The sequence below is a fragment of the Haloarcula sp. CBA1129 genome (assembly GCF_008729015.1).
In the GTDB taxonomy this organism is placed as follows: Archaea; Halobacteriota; Halobacteria; order Halobacteriales; family Haloarculaceae; genus Haloarcula.
On sequence record NZ_RKSM01000001.1, the window covers coordinates 2,968,764 to 2,986,429 of the forward strand.

At 64.8% G+C, this 17,666-nt stretch carries 19 protein-coding genes; 9 read left to right on the forward strand and 10 right to left on the reverse strand.

Annotated elements, in window-relative coordinates; genetic code table 11:
• Position 1 precedes the first annotated feature (1 nt).
• From fer to Har1129_RS15010, 3 genes are all read right to left on the reverse strand, one after another.
• The gene (gene fer / locus Har1129_RS15000; protein ID WP_151101385.1) at positions 2–664 is read right to left on the reverse strand and encodes a ferredoxin Fer; all 663 of its coding nucleotides are present in this window, start codon (positions 662–664) and stop codon (positions 2–4) included.
• An 87-nt stretch (positions 665–751) separates the two neighbouring features.
• The gene (locus Har1129_RS15005) at positions 752–1,450 is read right to left on the reverse strand and encodes a metallophosphoesterase (RefSeq protein WP_151101387.1); all 699 of its coding nucleotides are present in this window, start codon (positions 1,448–1,450) and stop codon (positions 752–754) included.
• 76 nt (positions 1,451–1,526) lie between these two features.
• The gene (locus Har1129_RS15010; protein WP_151101389.1) at positions 1,527–2,135 is read right to left on the reverse strand and encodes an IMP cyclohydrolase; all 609 of its coding nucleotides are present in this window, start codon (positions 2,133–2,135) and stop codon (positions 1,527–1,529) included.
• 503 nt (positions 2,136–2,638) lie between these two features.
• Between Har1129_RS15010 and Har1129_RS15015 the strand changes: the two genes are divergently transcribed.
• Positions 2,639–3,070 carry a universal stress protein gene (locus tag Har1129_RS15015; protein WP_151101391.1) on the forward strand — a complete coding sequence of 144 codons (432 nt, stop codon included), beginning with the start codon at positions 2,639–2,641 and terminating at the stop codon, positions 3,068–3,070.
• A 61-nt stretch (positions 3,071–3,131) separates the two neighbouring features.
• Here the strand turns inward: Har1129_RS15015 and Har1129_RS15020 are convergent, their stop codons facing one another.
• A complete protein-coding gene (locus tag Har1129_RS15020; protein WP_151101393.1) occupies positions 3,132–4,325 on the reverse strand; it encodes an inorganic phosphate transporter in 1,194 nt (397 codons plus the stop codon).
• A 157-nt stretch (positions 4,326–4,482) separates the two neighbouring features.
• On the opposite strand from Har1129_RS15020, the gene Har1129_RS15025 reads away from it, so the two are divergent.
• The 5 genes from Har1129_RS15025 to leuS all read left to right on the forward strand — a co-directional run bounded on the left by Har1129_RS15025 (position 4,483) and on the right by leuS (position 12,648).
• Positions 4,483–5,655 (forward strand): BMP family protein, encoded by a 1,173-nt coding sequence (locus tag Har1129_RS15025; protein ID WP_151101395.1) that lies wholly within the window; start codon positions 4,483–4,485, stop codon positions 5,653–5,655.
• Positions 5,656–5,827: 172 nt separating this feature from the next.
• Positions 5,828–7,384, forward strand: coding sequence for an ABC transporter ATP-binding protein (locus tag Har1129_RS15030; protein ID WP_151101397.1), 1,557 nt, complete (start codon positions 5,828–5,830; stop codon positions 7,382–7,384).
• Complete coding sequence (locus Har1129_RS15035) at positions 7,381–8,661, forward strand: ABC transporter permease (RefSeq protein ID WP_151101398.1); 1,281 nt, start codon at positions 7,381–7,383, stop codon at positions 8,659–8,661. The genes Har1129_RS15030 and Har1129_RS15035 overlap by 4 nt, the downstream gene beginning before the upstream one ends.
• Positions 8,662–8,671: 10 nt before the next feature.
• Positions 8,672–9,718 carry an ABC transporter permease gene (locus tag Har1129_RS15040; protein WP_151102168.1) on the forward strand — a complete coding sequence of 349 codons (1,047 nt, stop codon included), beginning with the start codon at positions 8,672–8,674 and terminating at the stop codon, positions 9,716–9,718.
• A gap of 251 nt (positions 9,719–9,969) precedes the next feature.
• Positions 9,970–12,648 (forward strand): leucine--tRNA ligase, encoded by a 2,679-nt coding sequence (leuS, locus tag Har1129_RS15045; RefSeq protein WP_151101400.1) that lies wholly within the window; start codon positions 9,970–9,972, stop codon positions 12,646–12,648.
• Here leuS and Har1129_RS15050 read toward each other — a convergent pair whose 3' ends face one another.
• Both Har1129_RS15050 and Har1129_RS15055 read right to left on the reverse strand, forming a co-directional pair.
• Positions 12,649–13,095, reverse strand: a complete 447-nt coding sequence (locus Har1129_RS15050; RefSeq protein WP_151101402.1) for a DUF123 domain-containing protein — start codon at positions 13,093–13,095, stop codon at positions 12,649–12,651. It lies immediately after the preceding gene.
• Between the two features lie 6 nt (positions 13,096–13,101).
• On the reverse strand, positions 13,102–13,392 hold the full coding sequence (locus tag Har1129_RS15055) for a hypothetical protein (RefSeq protein ID WP_151101404.1): 291 nt from the start codon (positions 13,390–13,392) through the stop codon (positions 13,102–13,104).
• A gap of 91 nt (positions 13,393–13,483) precedes the next feature.
• Here Har1129_RS15055 and Har1129_RS15060 point away from each other — a divergent pair, with 91 nt between their 5' ends.
• Together Har1129_RS15060 and Har1129_RS15065 are read left to right on the forward strand one after the other, a co-directional pair.
• Positions 13,484–14,116, forward strand: a complete 633-nt coding sequence (locus tag Har1129_RS15060) for a rhomboid family intramembrane serine protease (RefSeq protein WP_191906186.1) — start codon at positions 13,484–13,486, stop codon at positions 14,114–14,116.
• Positions 14,117–14,546: 430 nt separating this feature from the next.
• A complete protein-coding gene (locus tag Har1129_RS15065; protein WP_151101406.1) occupies positions 14,547–14,846 on the forward strand; it encodes a hypothetical protein in 300 nt (99 codons plus the stop codon).
• A 94-nt stretch (positions 14,847–14,940) separates the two neighbouring features.
• Here the strand turns inward: Har1129_RS15065 and Har1129_RS15070 are convergent, their stop codons facing one another.
• Together Har1129_RS15070 and Har1129_RS20705 are read right to left on the reverse strand one after the other, a co-directional pair.
• Complete coding sequence (locus Har1129_RS15070; RefSeq protein ID WP_151101407.1) at positions 14,941–15,678, reverse strand: ribonuclease H-like domain-containing protein; 738 nt, start codon at positions 15,676–15,678, stop codon at positions 14,941–14,943.
• Between the two features lie 86 nt (positions 15,679–15,764).
• Positions 15,765–15,929, reverse strand: a complete 165-nt coding sequence (locus Har1129_RS20705) for a hypothetical protein (protein ID WP_191906187.1) — start codon at positions 15,927–15,929, stop codon at positions 15,765–15,767.
• Between the two features lie 145 nt (positions 15,930–16,074).
• Between Har1129_RS20705 and Har1129_RS15075 the strand changes: the two genes are divergently transcribed.
• Positions 16,075–16,449, forward strand: coding sequence for a universal stress protein (locus Har1129_RS15075; protein ID WP_151102170.1), 375 nt, complete (start codon positions 16,075–16,077; stop codon positions 16,447–16,449).
• Here Har1129_RS15075 and Har1129_RS15080 read toward each other — a convergent pair.
• Both Har1129_RS15080 and Har1129_RS15085 read right to left on the reverse strand, forming a co-directional pair.
• Positions 16,446–17,174 carry a ParA family protein gene (locus Har1129_RS15080; protein WP_151101409.1) on the reverse strand — a complete coding sequence of 243 codons (729 nt, stop codon included), beginning with the start codon at positions 17,172–17,174 and terminating at the stop codon, positions 16,446–16,448. The two genes, Har1129_RS15075 and Har1129_RS15080, sit on opposite strands and share 4 nt — an antisense overlap.
• Before the next feature lie 42 nt (positions 17,175–17,216).
• Positions 17,217–17,645, reverse strand: coding sequence for an HIT family protein (locus Har1129_RS15085; RefSeq protein WP_151101411.1), 429 nt, complete (start codon positions 17,643–17,645; stop codon positions 17,217–17,219).
• Between the last annotated feature and the right edge of the window lie 21 nt (positions 17,646–17,666).

Here is a 17,666-nt window from a genome sequence, read left to right on the forward strand (position 1 = left end):
TTTAATCGGTTGAGGAGGCCTGCTCGAACCGGCTTGCGGGCAACAGGAGTTCGCTGACCTCTGGCAGGTGTTTCAGATTGTAGACGATCTTCGCGTCGTCAGACACCGGTGCAGCGATACACGACAGGCGAATTCCCTTCTCGGTGAGTTCGGGCGGGAGGATGTGGCTCGTCGGCGACGGCATCTCGCCGTCGACGACCGCCACCGCACAGTTCGTACACGCGCCGCCGCGACAGGCAAACGGCCACGCAAAGCCGTTTTTCTCGGCTGCTTCCAGCAGCGTGTCGTTCGGGTCGACGTAGAACCGCCCGAAATCGGACGATTGCAGGTTCGCGTCGCCGGCTTTCTCAAACAGATCCTCGTCGCCGAGCGCCCAGCCGCGGTCATCCAGCACCTCGAAGTTGAGGAACTCCACCATCGGATCGTCCGGTTCCGGCGGGGCCTCCTCGGCCTCGGGTTCTGTCTCCGCTGTCTCGTCGGGCAGCGGGTCCCCGGGCTCGTAGCCGTTCTGCAGCCGCTCGTAGGCTGTCTTGACTGCCTGAAACTCGGCCGCCGACCCACCCTGATCGGGGTGTGCCTCCTTCACCCGCTCGCGGTACGCGTCGACGATCTCCCCGTCGTCGGCGTCCGGCGTGATCCCGAGGACTTCGAATGGGGACTCCACGCGATACAGTAGCGGTCACGGACATAAATTCTCTCGTCCCGCTGCAGTATCTGCAGGCTGCCGGCGACGGACGACGTACCGTTGTGGTTACCGGCCCTGCGTCAATCGGAAGCCGATTTCCCGCGGCAGATCGGCGTCCTCGACCGCGTCGATGACTGCGCTCGTGTCGTAAGCCACGCGGTGCTCCTCGACCGTTAGCCCGTCGAGGTCGAGTACGGCGTAGGCCGCCCGGTGGTTCCTGTCTCGGGGCTGGCCCACGCTGCCGGGATTCAGTACGATCCCGTCGTCGTACACCTCGTGGTGTTGCTGGTGTGTGTGGCCCATCACGAGCACGTCCTCGTCACCCAACAGGTCCGGGCCGAACTCCTCGGGGAACGTGTAGTGGTCCGGGTCGTCTGGATGACCGTGGACGAGCTTCACGCGGCCGTCACACACTCGTCGCTCGTCAGGCAGCGCCGCCAGCCACTCGGTCTGCTCGTCGGACAACTGTTCCGTGGCGTGTTCGACGCCGGCCTGCGCCATCCCGTTGAACGCAAACGGCGTCTCGGCGGCGACGGCCCTGTCGTGGTTGCCCATCACTGTCGGGACTTCTTCGGTCGGCCAAGGGACATCATCGGAGAGCGCATCGATGTGCCCGCGCATCGCGTCGACGCAGTCGGCGTGCCAAGGGTTGTAGCCGACGACATCGCCCGCACAGACCAGCCCGTCTACCGGCGGCATGTCCGCAAGCACCGCCGCTAGCGCCACCCGATTCCCGTGGATATCAGAGAGGATTCCGAGTTTCATTGCTAGTGTCTACCCCCTGTGGGGTCTTGAGTGTCGGTCCCGGCTCAGTATCTGTGTCCGCTGTGCGGCCATCCGCTCACTCCCCGTTGTACACTGCCACGTCGAACTCGCCTGCCGACCCCGCGACGCCGGCCGAACAGACGGCGTGCTCGTACTCGTGGTCGTACACCTCGCGGGCGACCTCGCTGGCGTCGGTCGCAGTCAGGTCGAACGCCGTTGGACCGTTCTCCTCGTAGGTCGCCACAAGCGTCGGCTCGGTGACCTCTTCCACGAGCAGGGCGTCCCGCCGGACGGTCCCGATGACTGCGCCCGGGCCGTCGGCGTTGGTCGTCGGGTCCGCCGCGTCGACGCCGACAATGCCAGCGACCCGCGGCGTGTCGTAGTCGTCCTTCTCGAAGTCGAGCGAGAGGAGCGGCTCCGCGACGGCGTCCCGCGCCGGATAGCCCAGTTCGAGCTTTTCCGCGATGGGGTCGACGTGCGAGCCGTTCCCGACGACTGCGCCCCGCTCGGTGACGCGGACGCCGTTGTAGGAGATGTAGGGGTTGTCCGTCTCCGGGGCGTCGGGTGTCGGTTCGACGGTCACGGTGCCGTCGCGCTTTACTGTCTGGCGGTTGGGGAACGAGCGTGAGGAGACACGGTACGCGCCGACCTCGGGACTGACGACGACGAATCGTCCGACGTACATACGCGAGTGTGCACGGCACCCCGAAAAAGTGCTATCGATGTCTGGCTCCGCGTTGCCACTGCTGTAAAATCAGGTCGAGAATTTGAGAACTGGTGGCACAGGACATACGGCGATGAATCGCGCAACGCTTACAAAGGGGCACCCGATACTGTAGAGTGCACACAGTCCATTGGGGTAGAGGCCAATCCTGAAGCCTTCTGGGGGCTTCGACCCTGGTTCGAATCCAGGATGGACTATTTCTGTGGCGAGCAAACTCGCGAGCCGCGAAATCGTAATTACTGGTTCGAACCCCGCCAGTCGCGCGCAGCGAAGCGAGCACGTCTGGCTCCGGTTCGAATCCAGGATGGACTATTTCTGCGGCGAGCAAACTCGCGAGCTGCGAAACCGTAATTACTGATTCTGCCAGTCGCACGTAGCGAAACGAGCACATCTGGCTCGAATCGGCTATTCCACTCGGCAACACCGGCCCTCGCATACTTGTGGCTCCCGTTCGGAGACATTGTATGGCACCGACGCACGTCCTCGTCCCGCTGGACGGCTCACCGCTGGCTGACGAGGCGCTGACCTACGCGCTGGAGACGTTCGACTGTCGGATTACTGTGTTGAACGTCGTTGCACCGCTCGATACGGGAATGAGCGAAGGGGGGATGCTCGAACCGGACGCGGATCGCCGGGCGGCGGCCGACGAGCGGGCCACAAATCTCGTCGAGCGGGCGTCACGAGAGGCCAGCGAGGCCGGCCGACAGGTCGAGACAGCCGTCGAGACAGGTGACCCGGCTGAGACGATTCTGGACTACGTCGAGGGAAGCGACGTGGATCAGGTGGTGATGGGCGGTCACGGTGGGACGAAAAACGAGATCGCTCGGCGGTTGCTGGGGACCGTCGCGACGGCGGTCGCCAGCGAAGCGCCGGTGACAGTGACGGTCGTCCGGTAGTGTCGTCGGTCAGTACTGGCTGGGACCGACCCGGAGTCCGGACAGAGGACACCAATCAGTTTCAGACTTGGCCGCCGAGGAGCGCTTCAAGGACCTGATACACGCCGTAGCCGATGACGACGCTGGTGACGAGTGTGATGAGCCAGAACCCGACAGTCACACCGATTTTCCGGCGTGAGACGCCGGCGGAGCCGCCGGCCAGACCGCCGCCGATGACCCCGGAGATGATGATGTTGTTGAACGAGATAGGGATGCCAAGCGCGATGGCGGCTTGGGCGATGATGAATCCGGGGACCAGCGCCGCGATGGACCGGCGGACGCCGAGTTGTGCGTACTCGCGGGAGGTCGCCTGTAGCAGGCGGGGCGCGCCCATCCACGCCCCGCCGAGGATACCTACTGCGCCGAGCGCCAGCAACACGAACCCGGGCAGGCCGAGTTCGGCGCGGTAGAGGTTCTCCAGTGGTCCGGTCGCGAGGCCGACCTGACTCCCGCCGCTGGAGAAGGCGACGACGCTGCCGAGGACGACGAGAAAGGTCTTGATACCCCTGTCGACTGAGGCCTGCGTCTGCAGGCGGATGTAGTAGAAGCTCCCCGCCGCGAGCAGTAGCGTCGCGGCGATGGCGGCGATATCTGTCCCGGCGACCATCGCGGCGAAGCCGGCCAGCGACCCTTGGCTGGTGCCGGGCGGTGACGGGATGATGCTCAACTGGACGTTGGCGACGATGCCGCCGACGACACCAGCCAGTAGCGGGACCCCGACCGTCTCTGGGATGTCGTCCCGGCGCAACACTGTCGCGGTGAGATAGGCTAGACTCCCCGAGACAGGCGGGACGAGCAGCCAGAAGATAGCGATTCGACGGTAGGTGTCGAAGACCGGCGCGCCGCCCAGCGAGAGGCCGACGCCGACCATCGCGCCCGTCGTCGCGAACGCCGCCGGAACGGGGTAGCCCGAGTAGATCCCGAACGCCATGAACCCGGTCGCGGTCAACAGGCCGGCAATGGCCGCGAGCGATGTGATGGCGACGCCGTCGATGAGGCCGGCTCCGACCGTCTCGGAGATACTCCCGCCCTGGGTCAGTGCGCCCAGCGCGGCGAGGATGCCGATCATGAAGGCGGCGCGCATCGTCGAGATGGCGTTTGCGCCGATAGCCGGGGCGAACGGCGGTGAGTTGCTGTTCGCACCGAGTGTCCAGGCCGTCACCAGCCCGGTGAGCGTCGCGAGGGCGACCAGCGCCCCAAAGACGACGGTAGTCACCGCGTGCTGGGGCCCGTCAGGGCCTGCCAGTTGCTGCTGTGTGAGTGCGACCAGACTGTCATTGCCAGCCGTTCACACCCAATACATAAAACGTCCGCGCCGTCGGTGTCGACAGTCGATCGGCCCGCCTTGCCATGATTTGTCGCCGGTGTGGCTAATGTGCGACACCGAAGTCTTTAACGCCTATCGACACCGCTGGTGGGACATGTCACAGCGAAGACGCACGTTCATCAGTAGTGTTGGTACCGCAACTGCAATCGGGTTAGCCGGCTGCCTCGGCGGCGATGGCGGCGACGGAAGCGGCGGTGACGGTGGGGACACCGACAGCGATGGCGGGGACGGCGGCGACGGTGACAGCGGCCCGGCCGCTCGTATCGGAATGGTGTATGCGACGGGCGGGCTCGGTGACGGGTCGTTCAACGACCAAGCCCAGACCGGCGCTATCCGGGCAGCGGACGAGCTAAACATCGAATACGGCGAATCTCAGCCGGAAGCGGTTCAGGACTTCGGCAGCCTCCAGCAGCAGTACGCACAGTCCTCGAACCCGGACTACGACCTCGTCTGCTGTATCGGCTTCCTGCAGGCGGACGCCCTCACGGAGAACGCCGAACAGTATCCCGAGCAGAACTTCATGATCGTTGACTCCGTCGTTGAGGCGGACAACGTCGGCTCGTACGTGTTCGGTGAGCATCAGGGCTCGTTCCTCATCGGGCTGATGGCCGCGAAGCTGACCAGTCAGGACTTCTCGGCTGGAGCCGGCTCCACGCAGAGTGACTCCGCGAGCGTCGGCTTCGTCGGCGGTGTCGAGGGTGACCTTATCGGCCGCTTCGAAGCCGGCTACAAGGCCGGCGTCAAACATGCGGAGGAGGACGTCGACATCCAGACGGCCTATGTCGGCGACTTCAACGACCCGTCCGGCGGGCAGGAAGCTGCCCTCTCGATGTACGAGTCCGGTGCGGACATCGTCTACCATGCGGCCGGTAACACCGGGACCGGCGTGTTCCGTGCGGCCCAGGAGGCCGGGCGCTTCGCAGTCGGCGTCGACCGCGACCAGTCAGTCACGAAAGAGAACTTCAGCGACGTTATCCTCGCAAGCATGGTCAAGCGGGTCGACAACGCCGTGTACACATCGATCGAATCGGTCGTCAACGACAACTTCGAGGGCGGCGCGGTGAACACGCTCGGTCTCGAACAGAACGGTGTCGAAGCGGTGTACGGCCAGCAGCTCGGCTCGGAAATCCCACAGGACGTCAAAGACGAGATATCTGAAGTCCGCCAGAGCATCATCGACGGCGACATCAGTGTGCCGACTGACCCTGACAACGCCTGAGACAGCTCGGTAGCGCGATTTGTCGGTCTGCTCCGGCCCGGGTCGGGACGATTCGGAGATACCCTACAACAATTCGTCTGAGTCACCGCGGCCACACACGCAGTTGCCGCATATTTTTGCCAGACATGTGGAACCGTGAAGTTAAAACACCGGGACGGTAACGGCTCAGAGTATGGAACAGGCCGTCCACCTCGATGGTATTACAAAGCGGTTTCCGGGGGTAGTCGCGAATGACGACGTCGATCTGGCGGTCGAGAAGGGGACGGTTCACGCACTGCTCGGCGAGAACGGTGCGGGCAAGACCACCCTGATGAACGTCCTCTACGGGCTCTACCAGCCCACTGAGGGGACGGTCAACGTGCACGGCGAGACACAGCAGTTCGACTCGCCACGCGACGCCATCGACGAGGGTGTCGGCATGATCCACCAGCACTTCATGCTGGTCGATCCGATGACCGTCACCGAGAACATCACGCTCGGGAACGAGCCCCGCAAGTGGCTCGGGCTCACAGTTGACAGCGAGCAGTCCCGAAAACAGGTCCGTGAACTGTCCGAACGGTACGGGTTCGACGTGGACCCCGACGCTCGCATTGAAGATGTCGGCGTCGGCGTCCAGCAGCGCGTCGAGATCCTCAAAGCGCTCTACCGTGGCGCAGATGTCCTGATTCTGGACGAACCGACGGCAGTACTCACGCCACAGGAAGTCGACGACCTCTTTCGCGTGCTCGAAGAGCTGACTGCTCAGGGCAAGACGATTATTTTCATCACGCACAAGCTCGGCGAGGCGATGGAAGCTGCCGACGAGATCACCGTCCTTCGCGAGGGGAAAAACGTCGGGACGGTCGCGGCCGGCGATATCACCCGGGAAGAACTGGCCGAGATGATGGTCGGCCGGGAGGTGTTGCTCGACCTCGACCGCGAGCCCGCCGAGCCGGGTCGGTCTATCCTTGAGGTTTCAGATCTCGTCGTGGAGGACGACCGGGGCGTCCGCGCGGTCGACGGGATTTCGCTTGACGTCCGGGCCGGCGAGGTGCTCGGTATTGCTGGCGTCGATGGGAACGGCCAGTCGGAACTGGTTGAGGCAATTACCGGGCTCCAGATGCCTGACGAGGGAACGATCGCATACGATGACGTTGACCGGACCACCGACAGCCGCCGGGAGCGCATCGAGGCCGGACTGGCCTACATCCCGGAAGACCGACAGGAGCGGGGACTGGTGATGGACTTCGACCTCGTCGAGAACGGCCTGCTGGGGAGCCAGCACGCCGCCGACTACTCCTCGAAGGGTCGCATCGACTGGAACTACACGCGCGACCACGCGGAGGAGATAATCGAAGAGTACGACGTTCGGCCGCCGGATGCCAACGCCCACGCCAAGTCTCTCTCCGGCGGGAACCAGCAGAAGTTCGTCGTCGGCCGGGAGTTCGCCCGGGACCCGCGTCTCGTCGTTGCCTCCCACCCCACCCGCGGCGTGGACGTGGGGTCGATGGAGTTCATCCACGATCAGATCAACGCACTCCGAGAGGCGGGCCGGGCCGTGTTACTCATTTCCTCGAATCTCGATGAAGTCCAGTCGCTCTCGGACCGTCTCGCCGTCGTCTACGAGGGCGAGATCGTCGACATCGTCGATCCCGAGCGCGTGACTGAGGAACAGCTCGGACTGCTGATGGCCGGGCAGCAACCTGACGCCGTCCCGACCATTGCGGCGGACGGGGAGGGCCGCCAATGAGCGATAGTGGCCCCTCGCGGAACGGCGACAACACATCGACGCCGGACGCGGACGACCGGTGGTCACAGTACCGGCAGCGCCTCATCAGGCTCGGGCAGACCTCGGTCGGTGAACGGATTCTCATCGCTGTCTCGGCGCTGTTGCTCTCTATCGTCGTCGGGACAGTCATCGTCACCGTTGCGGGACTGATGGCGACGTGTCGCTCGCCGGTACTCACGTTCGGTTCCACGACGCTGTGCTATGACCCGTTCTACGTGTTCAACCGGCTGTTCCTCGGCGCGCTGGGCGACCCCTTCGCCGGCGGCTGGTCGCCGCTGAACGCGCAGTTCGCGGCGACGCTCCGGGAGACGACCATTCTGGTATTCACTGGACTCTCGGTCGCGCTGGCGTTCCGCGCGGGCATCTTCAACATCGGGACGCAGGGCCAGCTTATCATCGGGGCTCTGGCGGCCGCGCTGACGGTGCTCTGGGCCGGCTCGCTAGTCTCCGGGACGATCGCACTCGTCCTGTTTATTCCGCTCGGGCTGCTCGCCGGCGCGATTGGCGGCGGCCTCTACGGTGCCATACCCGGCGCGCTAAAAGCCTACGCCGACGCGAACGAGGTAATTACCACTATCATGCTCAACTTCGTTGCCGTCCGGGTGACGCTGTATCTCGTCCGGAACCACTTCGCCGACCCGACGAGTCAGGCAACACAGACCCGGACACTGCCGGTCGAGGGACAGTTCCCCTCGATCCTGTTCGACCCGCGGACGGACTTCTCGCTGCTCGCGCTCCTGATTGCGCTCGTGTTCGTCGGCGGCGTCTACTACCTGCTCGAACACACGGCCTTCGGCTACGACTTGCGGACTGCCGGTATCCAGCCCGCGGCCGCGGAGTACGGTGGTGTCGACTCTGCCCGAACGATTCTGACCTCGCTGACGCTGTCGGGCGCACTCGGCGGCATCGGCGGGGCCGTGTTCGTGATGATGACACTCGGGAAGTTCCAGGCCGGGATCCCGAGCTACGGTTTCGACGGGATCACCGTCTCCATCCTTGCCGGCAACAACCCCATCGGGGCCGTCTTCGCCGCACTTCTGTTCGGCGTCCTCAAGTCCGGCTCGAACGTGGTGGCTTTCGCAACCGACGCACCGCCACAGCTCGTCGGCGTTCTACGGGGGCTTATCATCCTGTTTGTCGCGATGCCGGAGTTCTTCCGCATCATCGGCCGTCGGCTCGCGACGCGCGAGCGCGACAGACAAGCCACCGCGGCCGCGGGAGGTGGTGCTGATGACTAACAACAGCGCTATAGAGCGACTCCGCTCGGCTTCGAGTCGAGTACTCATCGCCGCCGTGGCGTTCCTCACACTGGCCATGCTCGCCGGCTTCGGCGTCTTCGCGCCGGCGTCGACGCCCGGCCAGATATTCTGGGTGCTGGCCTCGAAGTCGACGCTGTCATCGACGCTGCGGCTCTCGGTCCCGATTGTGCTGGCCGCGCTCGGCGGTATCTTCGCCGAGAAAAGCGGGATCATCAACATCGGGCTCGAAGGGCTGCTCATCATCTCGGCCTTCGCAGCCATCTTCGGGGCCGACGCCACCGGTTCGCTGTGGCTCGGGTTCCTCATCGGCATCGTCGCGTCGACGCTGCTCGCTGGCGTGTTCGCCGTCGTCTGTATCGAGTTCCGCGCCGACCAGATCATCGCTGGCTTGGCCGTCTGGCTCATCGCGCTCGGCCTCGCGCCGTTCGCCTCGCAGGTGTTCTACGGCGGGCCAAACACCAGCAGCGTCGGTACCTTCGATACAATAACCGTTCCGTCGCTGGCCGAAATCCCGTTCTTCGGCGCGCTGTTCGACGCCTCACCAGCGGTGTACATCATGTTCCTCGCCGTGGCGGCGTCGTGGTACGTGCTGAACCGCACCACCTTCGGCCGCTGGGTTCGGGCCGCCGGCGAGAACCCGAAAGCGCTCGACACCGCCGGCGTCGATGTCTCCCGCGTCCGCTACGCTGCCGTTCTCCTCTCCGGCGTCTTCTCTGGGATGGGTGGGGCTGCGCTGGCCATCAATATCGGCCAGTTCACCGGTAACGGCCCGACGATGGTCAACGGCAAGGGGTTCATCGCTATCGTCGCCTATCTGTTTGGCAACTACAACCCGGTTGGCGCGCTGCTGTCGACCACGCTGTTTGCCGGCCTCGACGCCGTCCAGCTGCGCCTCCAGACGGCTGATGTCATCGCCGTCCCCGATTCGCTGGTCCAGACCATTCCGTTCGTCGCCGTCATCGTCGTGCTCGCCTTGGTGGGTAAGACTCGCCTGCCAGAGGCCGCCGGCGAGCATTACGAGTCCGGCGAAGAGTAGCTGTCGGGCTCGATTCGAGTCGCCGCTTCGCTGGGTTCGTCGATAGCTGGAAAGCCCCGGTGGACCACACAGTTTGCTGCGTTTTTCCCTGCGGTGCTTCCGTCGCCGATCGCACAATCTATCGCACACTTCGACCAGACCCGTTTCGGCCGGGGCTTTCTGTCTGTTGGCACTCGGGCTCGCTGAACGATGTCCCACCGACTGGCTAGCCGAACACTCATGTGCGCGGCAGGCACAGAACGAGGTAGCAAATGTCGCGCCGATATGACCACGCCCGGGTTCAAGAGTACTGGCAGCAGGCTTGGGAACGAGACGGAGTCTTCGAATGCCCCACTGATGCCGAGGACCCGACGTATGTGCTGGGGATGTTCCCCTACACCTCCGGCTCGTTGCACATGGGACACATCCGGAACTACGCCATTACTGACGCGTACGCCCGGTATCGGCGGATGGCCGGCGACGACGTGCTTCACCCGATGGGGTGGGACGCGTTCGGCCTGCCGGCGGAGAACGCTGCCTACGAGCGCGACACCGATCCCGAATCATGGACCCGGACGTGTATCGACCAGATGAAAGACGACCTCCGGGAGATGGGCTTTGGCTACGACTGGTCCCGGGAGATCACCACCTGTGACCCCGAATACTACCAGTGGAACCAGTGGCTGTTCACCCAATTCTACGACGAGGGGCTGGTCGACTACGGTGCGGCGACGGTGAACTGGTGTCCGGATTGTGAGACAGTGCTGGCCGACGCACAGGTCGAGACGCCACCGGAAGCGGACGAAGGCGAGACGACCGCCGATACCGGCCACAGCCACACCCACGGTGGCGGCGTCTGCTGGCGCTGCGGGACCGGCGTCGAGCAGCGTGACCTCGACCAGTGGTTCTTCGCTATCACCGACTACGCTGAGGAGCTGTATCACGGGCTGGACGAGTTGGAGGGATGGCCCGATGGCGTTCGGGACAGCCAGCGTAACTGGATCGGTCGGCAGGAGGGAGCGCGCGTCGCTTTCTCCGTCGGCCACGACGACCACGACACCGTCGAGGCGTTCACGACGCGACTCGATACGGTGTACGGCGCGACGTATCTGGCGTTGTCGCCGGGTCACGACCTCGCGCGGGCGCTGGCCGACGAGGACGACGCCGTTGCCGAGTACGTGGAGTCAGTGGCGAGCACGGACGATGCCGGGATGAGCGGCATCGAGACGGCTCTCACCGCGACCCACCCCTACACCGGCGAGGAACTGCCGGTGTACGTCGCGGCCTACGTGCTTGACGACGTGGGCACGGGTGCGGTCATGGGTGTGCCGGCCCACAACGAGCAGGACCACGCCTTCGCCGACGAGCACGATCTGCCCGTCGAGCAGGTCGTCGAACCGGTCGACGGCAGCGGGACGGACCTGCCACACGCGCCCTACACTGACGATGGGATGCTCACCGCAAGCGGCGAGTACGACGGCCTCGCCAGCTCCGCCGCCCGCGAGCGTCTGCGCGAGCACGACGCCGCTGCGTCCGCAGTGACCTACCGTCTGCGAGACTGGCTCATTTCCCGCCAGCGCTACTGGGGGACGCCCATCCCCATCGTCCACTGCGACGAGTGCGGCCACGTCCCGGTTCCCGAAGAAGACCTGCCGGTGGAACTGCCCGACTACGTCCAGACGACCGGCAATCCGTTGGACGCGGCCGACGAGTGGAAGCAGACGACGTGTCCGGACTGCGGCGCTGCTGCGGTGCGGGAGACGGACACGATGGACACCTTCGTCGACTCGTCGTGGTACTTCCTGCGATATCTGTCACCACATTTCGAGGCCGCTCCTTTCGACCAGACGACTGCAGACGAGTGGCTCCCGGTCGACGTGTACGTCGGCGGCGAAGAGCACGCCGTCCTCCACCTGCTCTACATCCGCTTTTTCACCCGCGCCCTGTCGGACATCGGGCTGCTGGACCGTGAGGAACCGGTCGAGCGGCTCATCAATCAGGGGACGGTGCTCCACAGCGGCGAGAAGATGTCCAAGTCGAAGGGCAACGACATCGCGCCCCACGAGTACGGGGCCGAGACGACGCGGCTGTTCGTCCTCTCGGCAGCCCACCCTTCACAGGACTTCGAGTGGACTGTCAAGGACGTCTCGTCGGCATACGACTTCCAGCAGACGCTGTATCGGCTCGTTACCGAGTACACCGACCAGACCGAGACTCGGACCGAGAGCGCCGACCACGACGCGTACCTAGAGCGGGAGATCGACCGGACAATCGCCGCTGTCACCGAGGAGTACGACCGCTTTCGCTTCCATCGAGTCATCGGCGAAATACAGCGCTTTGCACGCCTACTGGGCCGCTATGCGGGCTACGACCGCCCCTACCAGTTCGCCTACAGCCGGGGCCTGCGAGTGCTCGCCGGCTTAGTCGCCCCGATTGCGCCGTTCCTCGCCGAGGAGATGTGGCAACTGCTCGATGAAGACGGGCTTGTCGCCGAGAGCCGGTGGCCGGAACCGCTCCGTGACGTGGACGACTACCGCATCGAGCGGCAGGTCGTTCGACGGACGCTCGACGACGTGCGCGAGATCACCGAGGTCGTCGATATCGACGAACCGAACGAGATCGAACTCGTCGTCGCCGCCGACTGGAAGTACCGGGCCTACGAGATCGCCCGCGAATCGGACCCCGACGACGCTATCGTCGGCGAGATTATGGCTGACGAGGAGATCAAACAGCACGGCGACGCGGCCGCCGAGTTTGCCGACCGACTGGCCGACCGTGGGGCGGGACTCGAACCGATTATCGACGGCCAGCGCGAACTCGACACGCTCCAGCAGGCCGCGTGGCTGTTCGAGGACGAGTTCGGGTGTGACGTGGTTGTCCGCCGGGCCGCACCCGACGACGACCTCGCGGCCAAAGCGCGACCGAACAAGCCCGCGATTCACATCTCTTGACTACTCGGTCGCGGTCGCCGCTTCTTTAGCGACCTCGTGGGCGTCGGTCACCGCATCGACCAATCGCTCCCGCTGCTCGTGGTGTATCAGGTGCGAGCGACAGCCACAGTCCGAACAGCCGAAGTCGCCGACGCGGTCGAACCCGTCCGCTGTCGGCCCGTCGACCCGCTCGGCGACGGCGCATTCGATGTCGGCCTCCGTCGTGACGACCCGGTCGATAGTCGTCGCCGCGTCGCCGAGCAGGTAGTCGATGTGCCAGTGCCGGGTGTCGTTGTCGCCAGTGGCGACCGAGCGGTGACGGTCGATACGGCCGAAACCGCCGCTTCCCAGTGCGCTCCCGGTGTAGGCGTACCAGCCCGCCGGAAACCTGATTTCACCCAGCGCGCCGACCGAAATCGGCCCGCTGGCGTCCCGTTCGAGCACCAGCGTATAGGTTCCGCCCGCCATCCCCGCTCAGGTCCCGATGTCGGGGTCAGCGGCGAGTTCGCCGAACCCGTCGATGCGGAACTCTCGGGAGTCGGTGCAGTCCTCGTTCTCGGCGGCGAGTTCGCCGACAATCCAGTTGAACTGGCGGCCAAAGTCGTCGTACGGCGCGTCGGCGAGCAGGTCCGTGACGCGTTCGCTCGTCAGGTCCTCGTCGTACTCCTCGGCGAAGTCGGCGATGTTCTCGGCAGCTGTCTGTGCGATCTCGTTGTCGGTCTCGTCGGCGAACGCCGTGGCGAGCGTCTCGCTCAGGTCGGACATACGCAATACGTGGTGCTGACGCCACGTATGCGTTCTGAAACGGGGTGGCTGTCCGAGCGTTTCTTGTGTCGAGGGCGACAAAATCGGCACAATGAAGCCGTTGCGACAAAGCCCAACCGTGGTCACGCTGGCCGTCATCGTTGCTGTGTTCCTCACACAGCAGGCTGTCGGCGTGGTGACCGCCCCGCGGAGCCTGTTCGCCCTCTCACCCCCGCTGCTCGCTCGCCCGTGGACGCTCGTCACCAGTGTGTATGCACATACCGGCCTATCACATCTCCTCGCAAACGCCGCCGGGCTGGCGCTCGCTGGCGTCGTCCTCGAACGCCGGACGACACCGCTCCGATTTCACGGCTTCTTCATATCAACCGGCGCGCTCGCCGGCGTCTCGCAGGTCTCGATTACCAGTCTCATCGGCCCGCTCGTCCCCGGGATGGTCAGCCACGTCTCCGTCCTCGGGGCCAGCGGCGCGGTGTTTGCCCTCTTCGGGTACCTGCTCGCCGCCAACCGCCTGACCGACACCGTCATCGGTGGGTTCGAACTCACGCCGCGGGTCCAGTTGGCACTGGCCGGCGTCGTCGCCGCCGCCATCACGCTGGCCACCGCGAACCCCGGCGTCGCGCTTATCGCACACTTCACCGGCCTTTTATTAGGGTTCCTTGCCGGACGCGTTCACCTGCTGCGGCCGACGGAGTCGCCGCACACGCCCGAGACTGCGAACTACTGAACAGTGTGCTGCCGTTTCGAGAACGCCCGCTCCGCTCGCCCGTCACTGATACAACCGCTTGCACACTCCGTAGGAGCCCGGTAACAATGTGTATTGAGTGCGTAGTCCAGTGTATGCGGGAAAGTGACATAGTAACGGCCGAACCCCCGCTCGGGACGTGTCCAGCTTGTGATGTGACGATCCCCACAGCGAATCTCGTCATCGCGTACGACACGGCTGGCGACTGGCCACGGATGCTCGCCGAGTGTCCGGACTGTGGTGACGCCGTGACTCCACGCTGAGTCCTGTCGGAATAGACAGGACAGCAGTCTGGAACGTGGATACACATAGATACGCCAGCACGGTCGCCTATATGTGTAGTAACCACCGATTAGGTGGGGTATACTGTTGTTTCGACCGATGATACCGAGACCAGACAGGGGGAGTACCGGTGGGCTCATCGAGCAGCGATAGCCCGCCGTTATCCCACGACACCGACAGACTGCGACCGACGGACCTCAGCCGATTCCTCGACACGCTCGCGTTTGCAGTCCGCGGAGTCTGGACCGTGACGCTCGGCGGTATCCGACCGTTTGCGTTCTGGGGAGCCGTCGTATTGCCGCTGCTGTATCTTCCGTCACTCTACGGTGTCGGAACCGGACAAGACACGTCGCTGTTCATCGAACTCATCGCTTGGCACGTGGCTTCTATCGTCCTCGGGCACGGGCATACCCCCGTCTGGAGTCGGTAGTCCGGTAATAGTCTCTACCACCGCACGGACGTCAGCTACTGACTCCCCTCCACCTGAAACAATGGGGGTGTGGTGACTGTTCTCGCTCTCGGTATCAGCCAACGAAGATTTGCTCGTCAAGCCGCTCTGTCGCGGTCTCGGCCAACTTCTTGAGGTTTACCGTGTCCTCACGGTTGTACGACACCAGCGTTTCGAGTGCACCGTCGTGGCCCTGCTCGTGTTCCCGCCACAGTCGTACTGCGTCCCGGCCCGAGATGTCCGGCCGGTCCCGCTCGATACCGATGTCCTGCTCGACCTGTTTGAGACCGCCGGAGAGCCCGATTTTCTTGCAGGTGTACATCAGGTCCAGATGCGGGCGGTCGAGGTCGACATCGAAGTTCGCTTCGAGGAACGGCACGTCGAAGCGCTTGCCGTTGAACGTCACCAGCAGGTCCGCGCCGTCGAACGCGGCCCGGAGGGTCTCGGCGGTCAGGTCGTCGCCGGCGATGAGCGTCTGTGTCTCGCCGTCCTGATGGAGGCTTACCGTCGTCACTTGATTCTGGTCCTGATCCAGTCCAGTTGTCTCGATATCGAAGAAACAGGCCCGTTCGTGGAAGGTTTCGTACAGTCGCCAGCGCTCACTGTTGGGGAACGCATGGTCGAAGTAGGACACGTCGGTCTCGGCGACCCGCTCGCGCCCCTCGTCGATGAACTGTTGGATGCGGTCGCCGCGCTGCCCGCCGACGACGGACGGTTCGAACTCGTCCCAGTGGGTGACGCCCTGCTCCCAGATGGACCGCTCGGTCTTCTCCCCGACGCCGTCGGTACCGATGAAGCTGTTCTCGACGCGCACGCTCTCCGGTACAGGTTGGGCTGTATGTAAGCCCGTCGGTGCGGGTGAGGTTGCAGGAGCGACCCTGTGTCGCGCTCGGAGGGGGCCTACCTCCCGCACATCGGGAGGATATCCTCGTACGCTACCCGGTCCTCCAGCGGAACGACAACGGTGCTACCGCAACTCACACACGCCGACTCCGGCCGGTCAAACGTCCGCTCGCAGAACGGACAGACGAACAGCGACGCACCGACGGGGTGAGTAGTGGACATACCTAGTACAGTGGCGTCGTGACTGAGTATTCGTCCGCTATGGGTATGCAACAGCAGTGAACTCGCGACTATGTGTATAGTGCCTGTCAGCCACCCGTCGATGACGAGCGAAAGCACGAAGCCGAGCGGGACCCACGGTAGCACAATGACGACGTGTCTGCTCGCCACCAGTTCCGTCCACGTCACCGCGGCCGCCGCTGACTACTTGCAGGACCGCTTCGACCCGGCAGATGAGGACGATATCGTCGTGGTCGCCGTCCGCGACTCCGATGCTCCATCGCGTGACGCTGGTGACGCCGTCAACGTCGCCCGCTCGCGGCTCGCGTCGTTCATGCCCGCGACGGAGACACGAGAGGGAGCGCCCGTGACGGAGATACTGGCAGCTATCGACAAGCACGATCCGGACGAACTCCTCATCGGTCCACATCGCGGAACCGACGACAGCAACGGTGTCGGGTCGACCGCTCAGGAACTCCTTGCCCGCGTTGACCGCCCCGTCATCGTCGTGCCAGCTCCTTAGCGAGAGAACAGGCCGTCGTCCTCGAAGGCCAGATCGAGGTCGACATCGAGCAGGTCCTCCGCCATCGCTCCGACAGTCGGTGCGACATCCGCATCGGGGTCCGTCGCGAGCGGTCTGGATGCGTCCGGTCCGATGTGTGGAACGGTATGTGCCGCGTCCTCGATAGCGTCGCCGTCTTCGCCGCGCACGCTGGTCGCCACGACGGCTGTGGCCGGCGCGCCGATGTCCCGGAGGCGGCCCCGCTGTCGCGGAAGCAGGTCGCTGCCTCGCTGGCTGGCCGGCACCACGAGTGCCCGCCGCTGTGCGGTCGTGGCGGCGGCGACGGCCTGATTCGCTGCGACCGGCGGCACGTCGAGCAGCACGTGGTCGAACCGTTCGGCCGCCGCTTCGATGGCCCGTTCCAGCGCCTGTGCGCTCTCGGCGGTCTTTGCGCGAGCGAGGCGCTCGAACGGCGCGTGGGCCGGACAAATTTCGACCCGCCCGTCTGCATCGATGTCCCACTCGAACAGCGCGTCGTCAACCGTCGCGTCGCCGACAGCTACCGCGGTCGCGTCGGCATCGAGCCGTCCGTCGATATACGTTGCCAGCCCCTGCGTGCCGAAGGCCGCGTCGACGACGGCGACGGACCGCCCACCACGGGCCAGCGTCGCCGCCGTCTCGACTGTCAGTCTGGTCGTTCCAGCCCCACCGGTACACCCGACGAACGCGAGCGTCGAAACCCCCATGCGTCGCTGTTGGCGTATCTTTCGGTAAAAAGATACGGAATTTTACGCCTGCTCGGCGACGATGTCGCTCTCGATGGCGTCCAGTTCGTCGTCGGAGAGGTCGGGCCGGTCGGTGACCAGCGTGTGAATCGGCCGGCCGCCGTCGTCCTCGAACCGCGGGACGATGTGGCCGTGGACGTGGGGCACCTCTTGACCGGCCGCTTCGCCGTTGTTGAACGCGACCGTGCTGGCGGGGGCGTCGACGGCTGCCTCGACCGCAGGGACGAGTTCGTGCAGGGTCGACAGCACCTCGCCTGCCACGTCAGCCGGCGTGTCGTTCAGCCGCTCGTGGTGGGTCTTCGGGATGACGAGTGTGTGGCCCGGTGACAGGGGGTTAGCGTCCAGAAACGCCAGTACGGTGTCGTCCTCGTAGACGGTTCGACCGGGGATCTCACCGGCGACAATGCTACAGAAGATGCAGTCCTCGCTCATAGTCGTCCCTGCGCCCGGCGG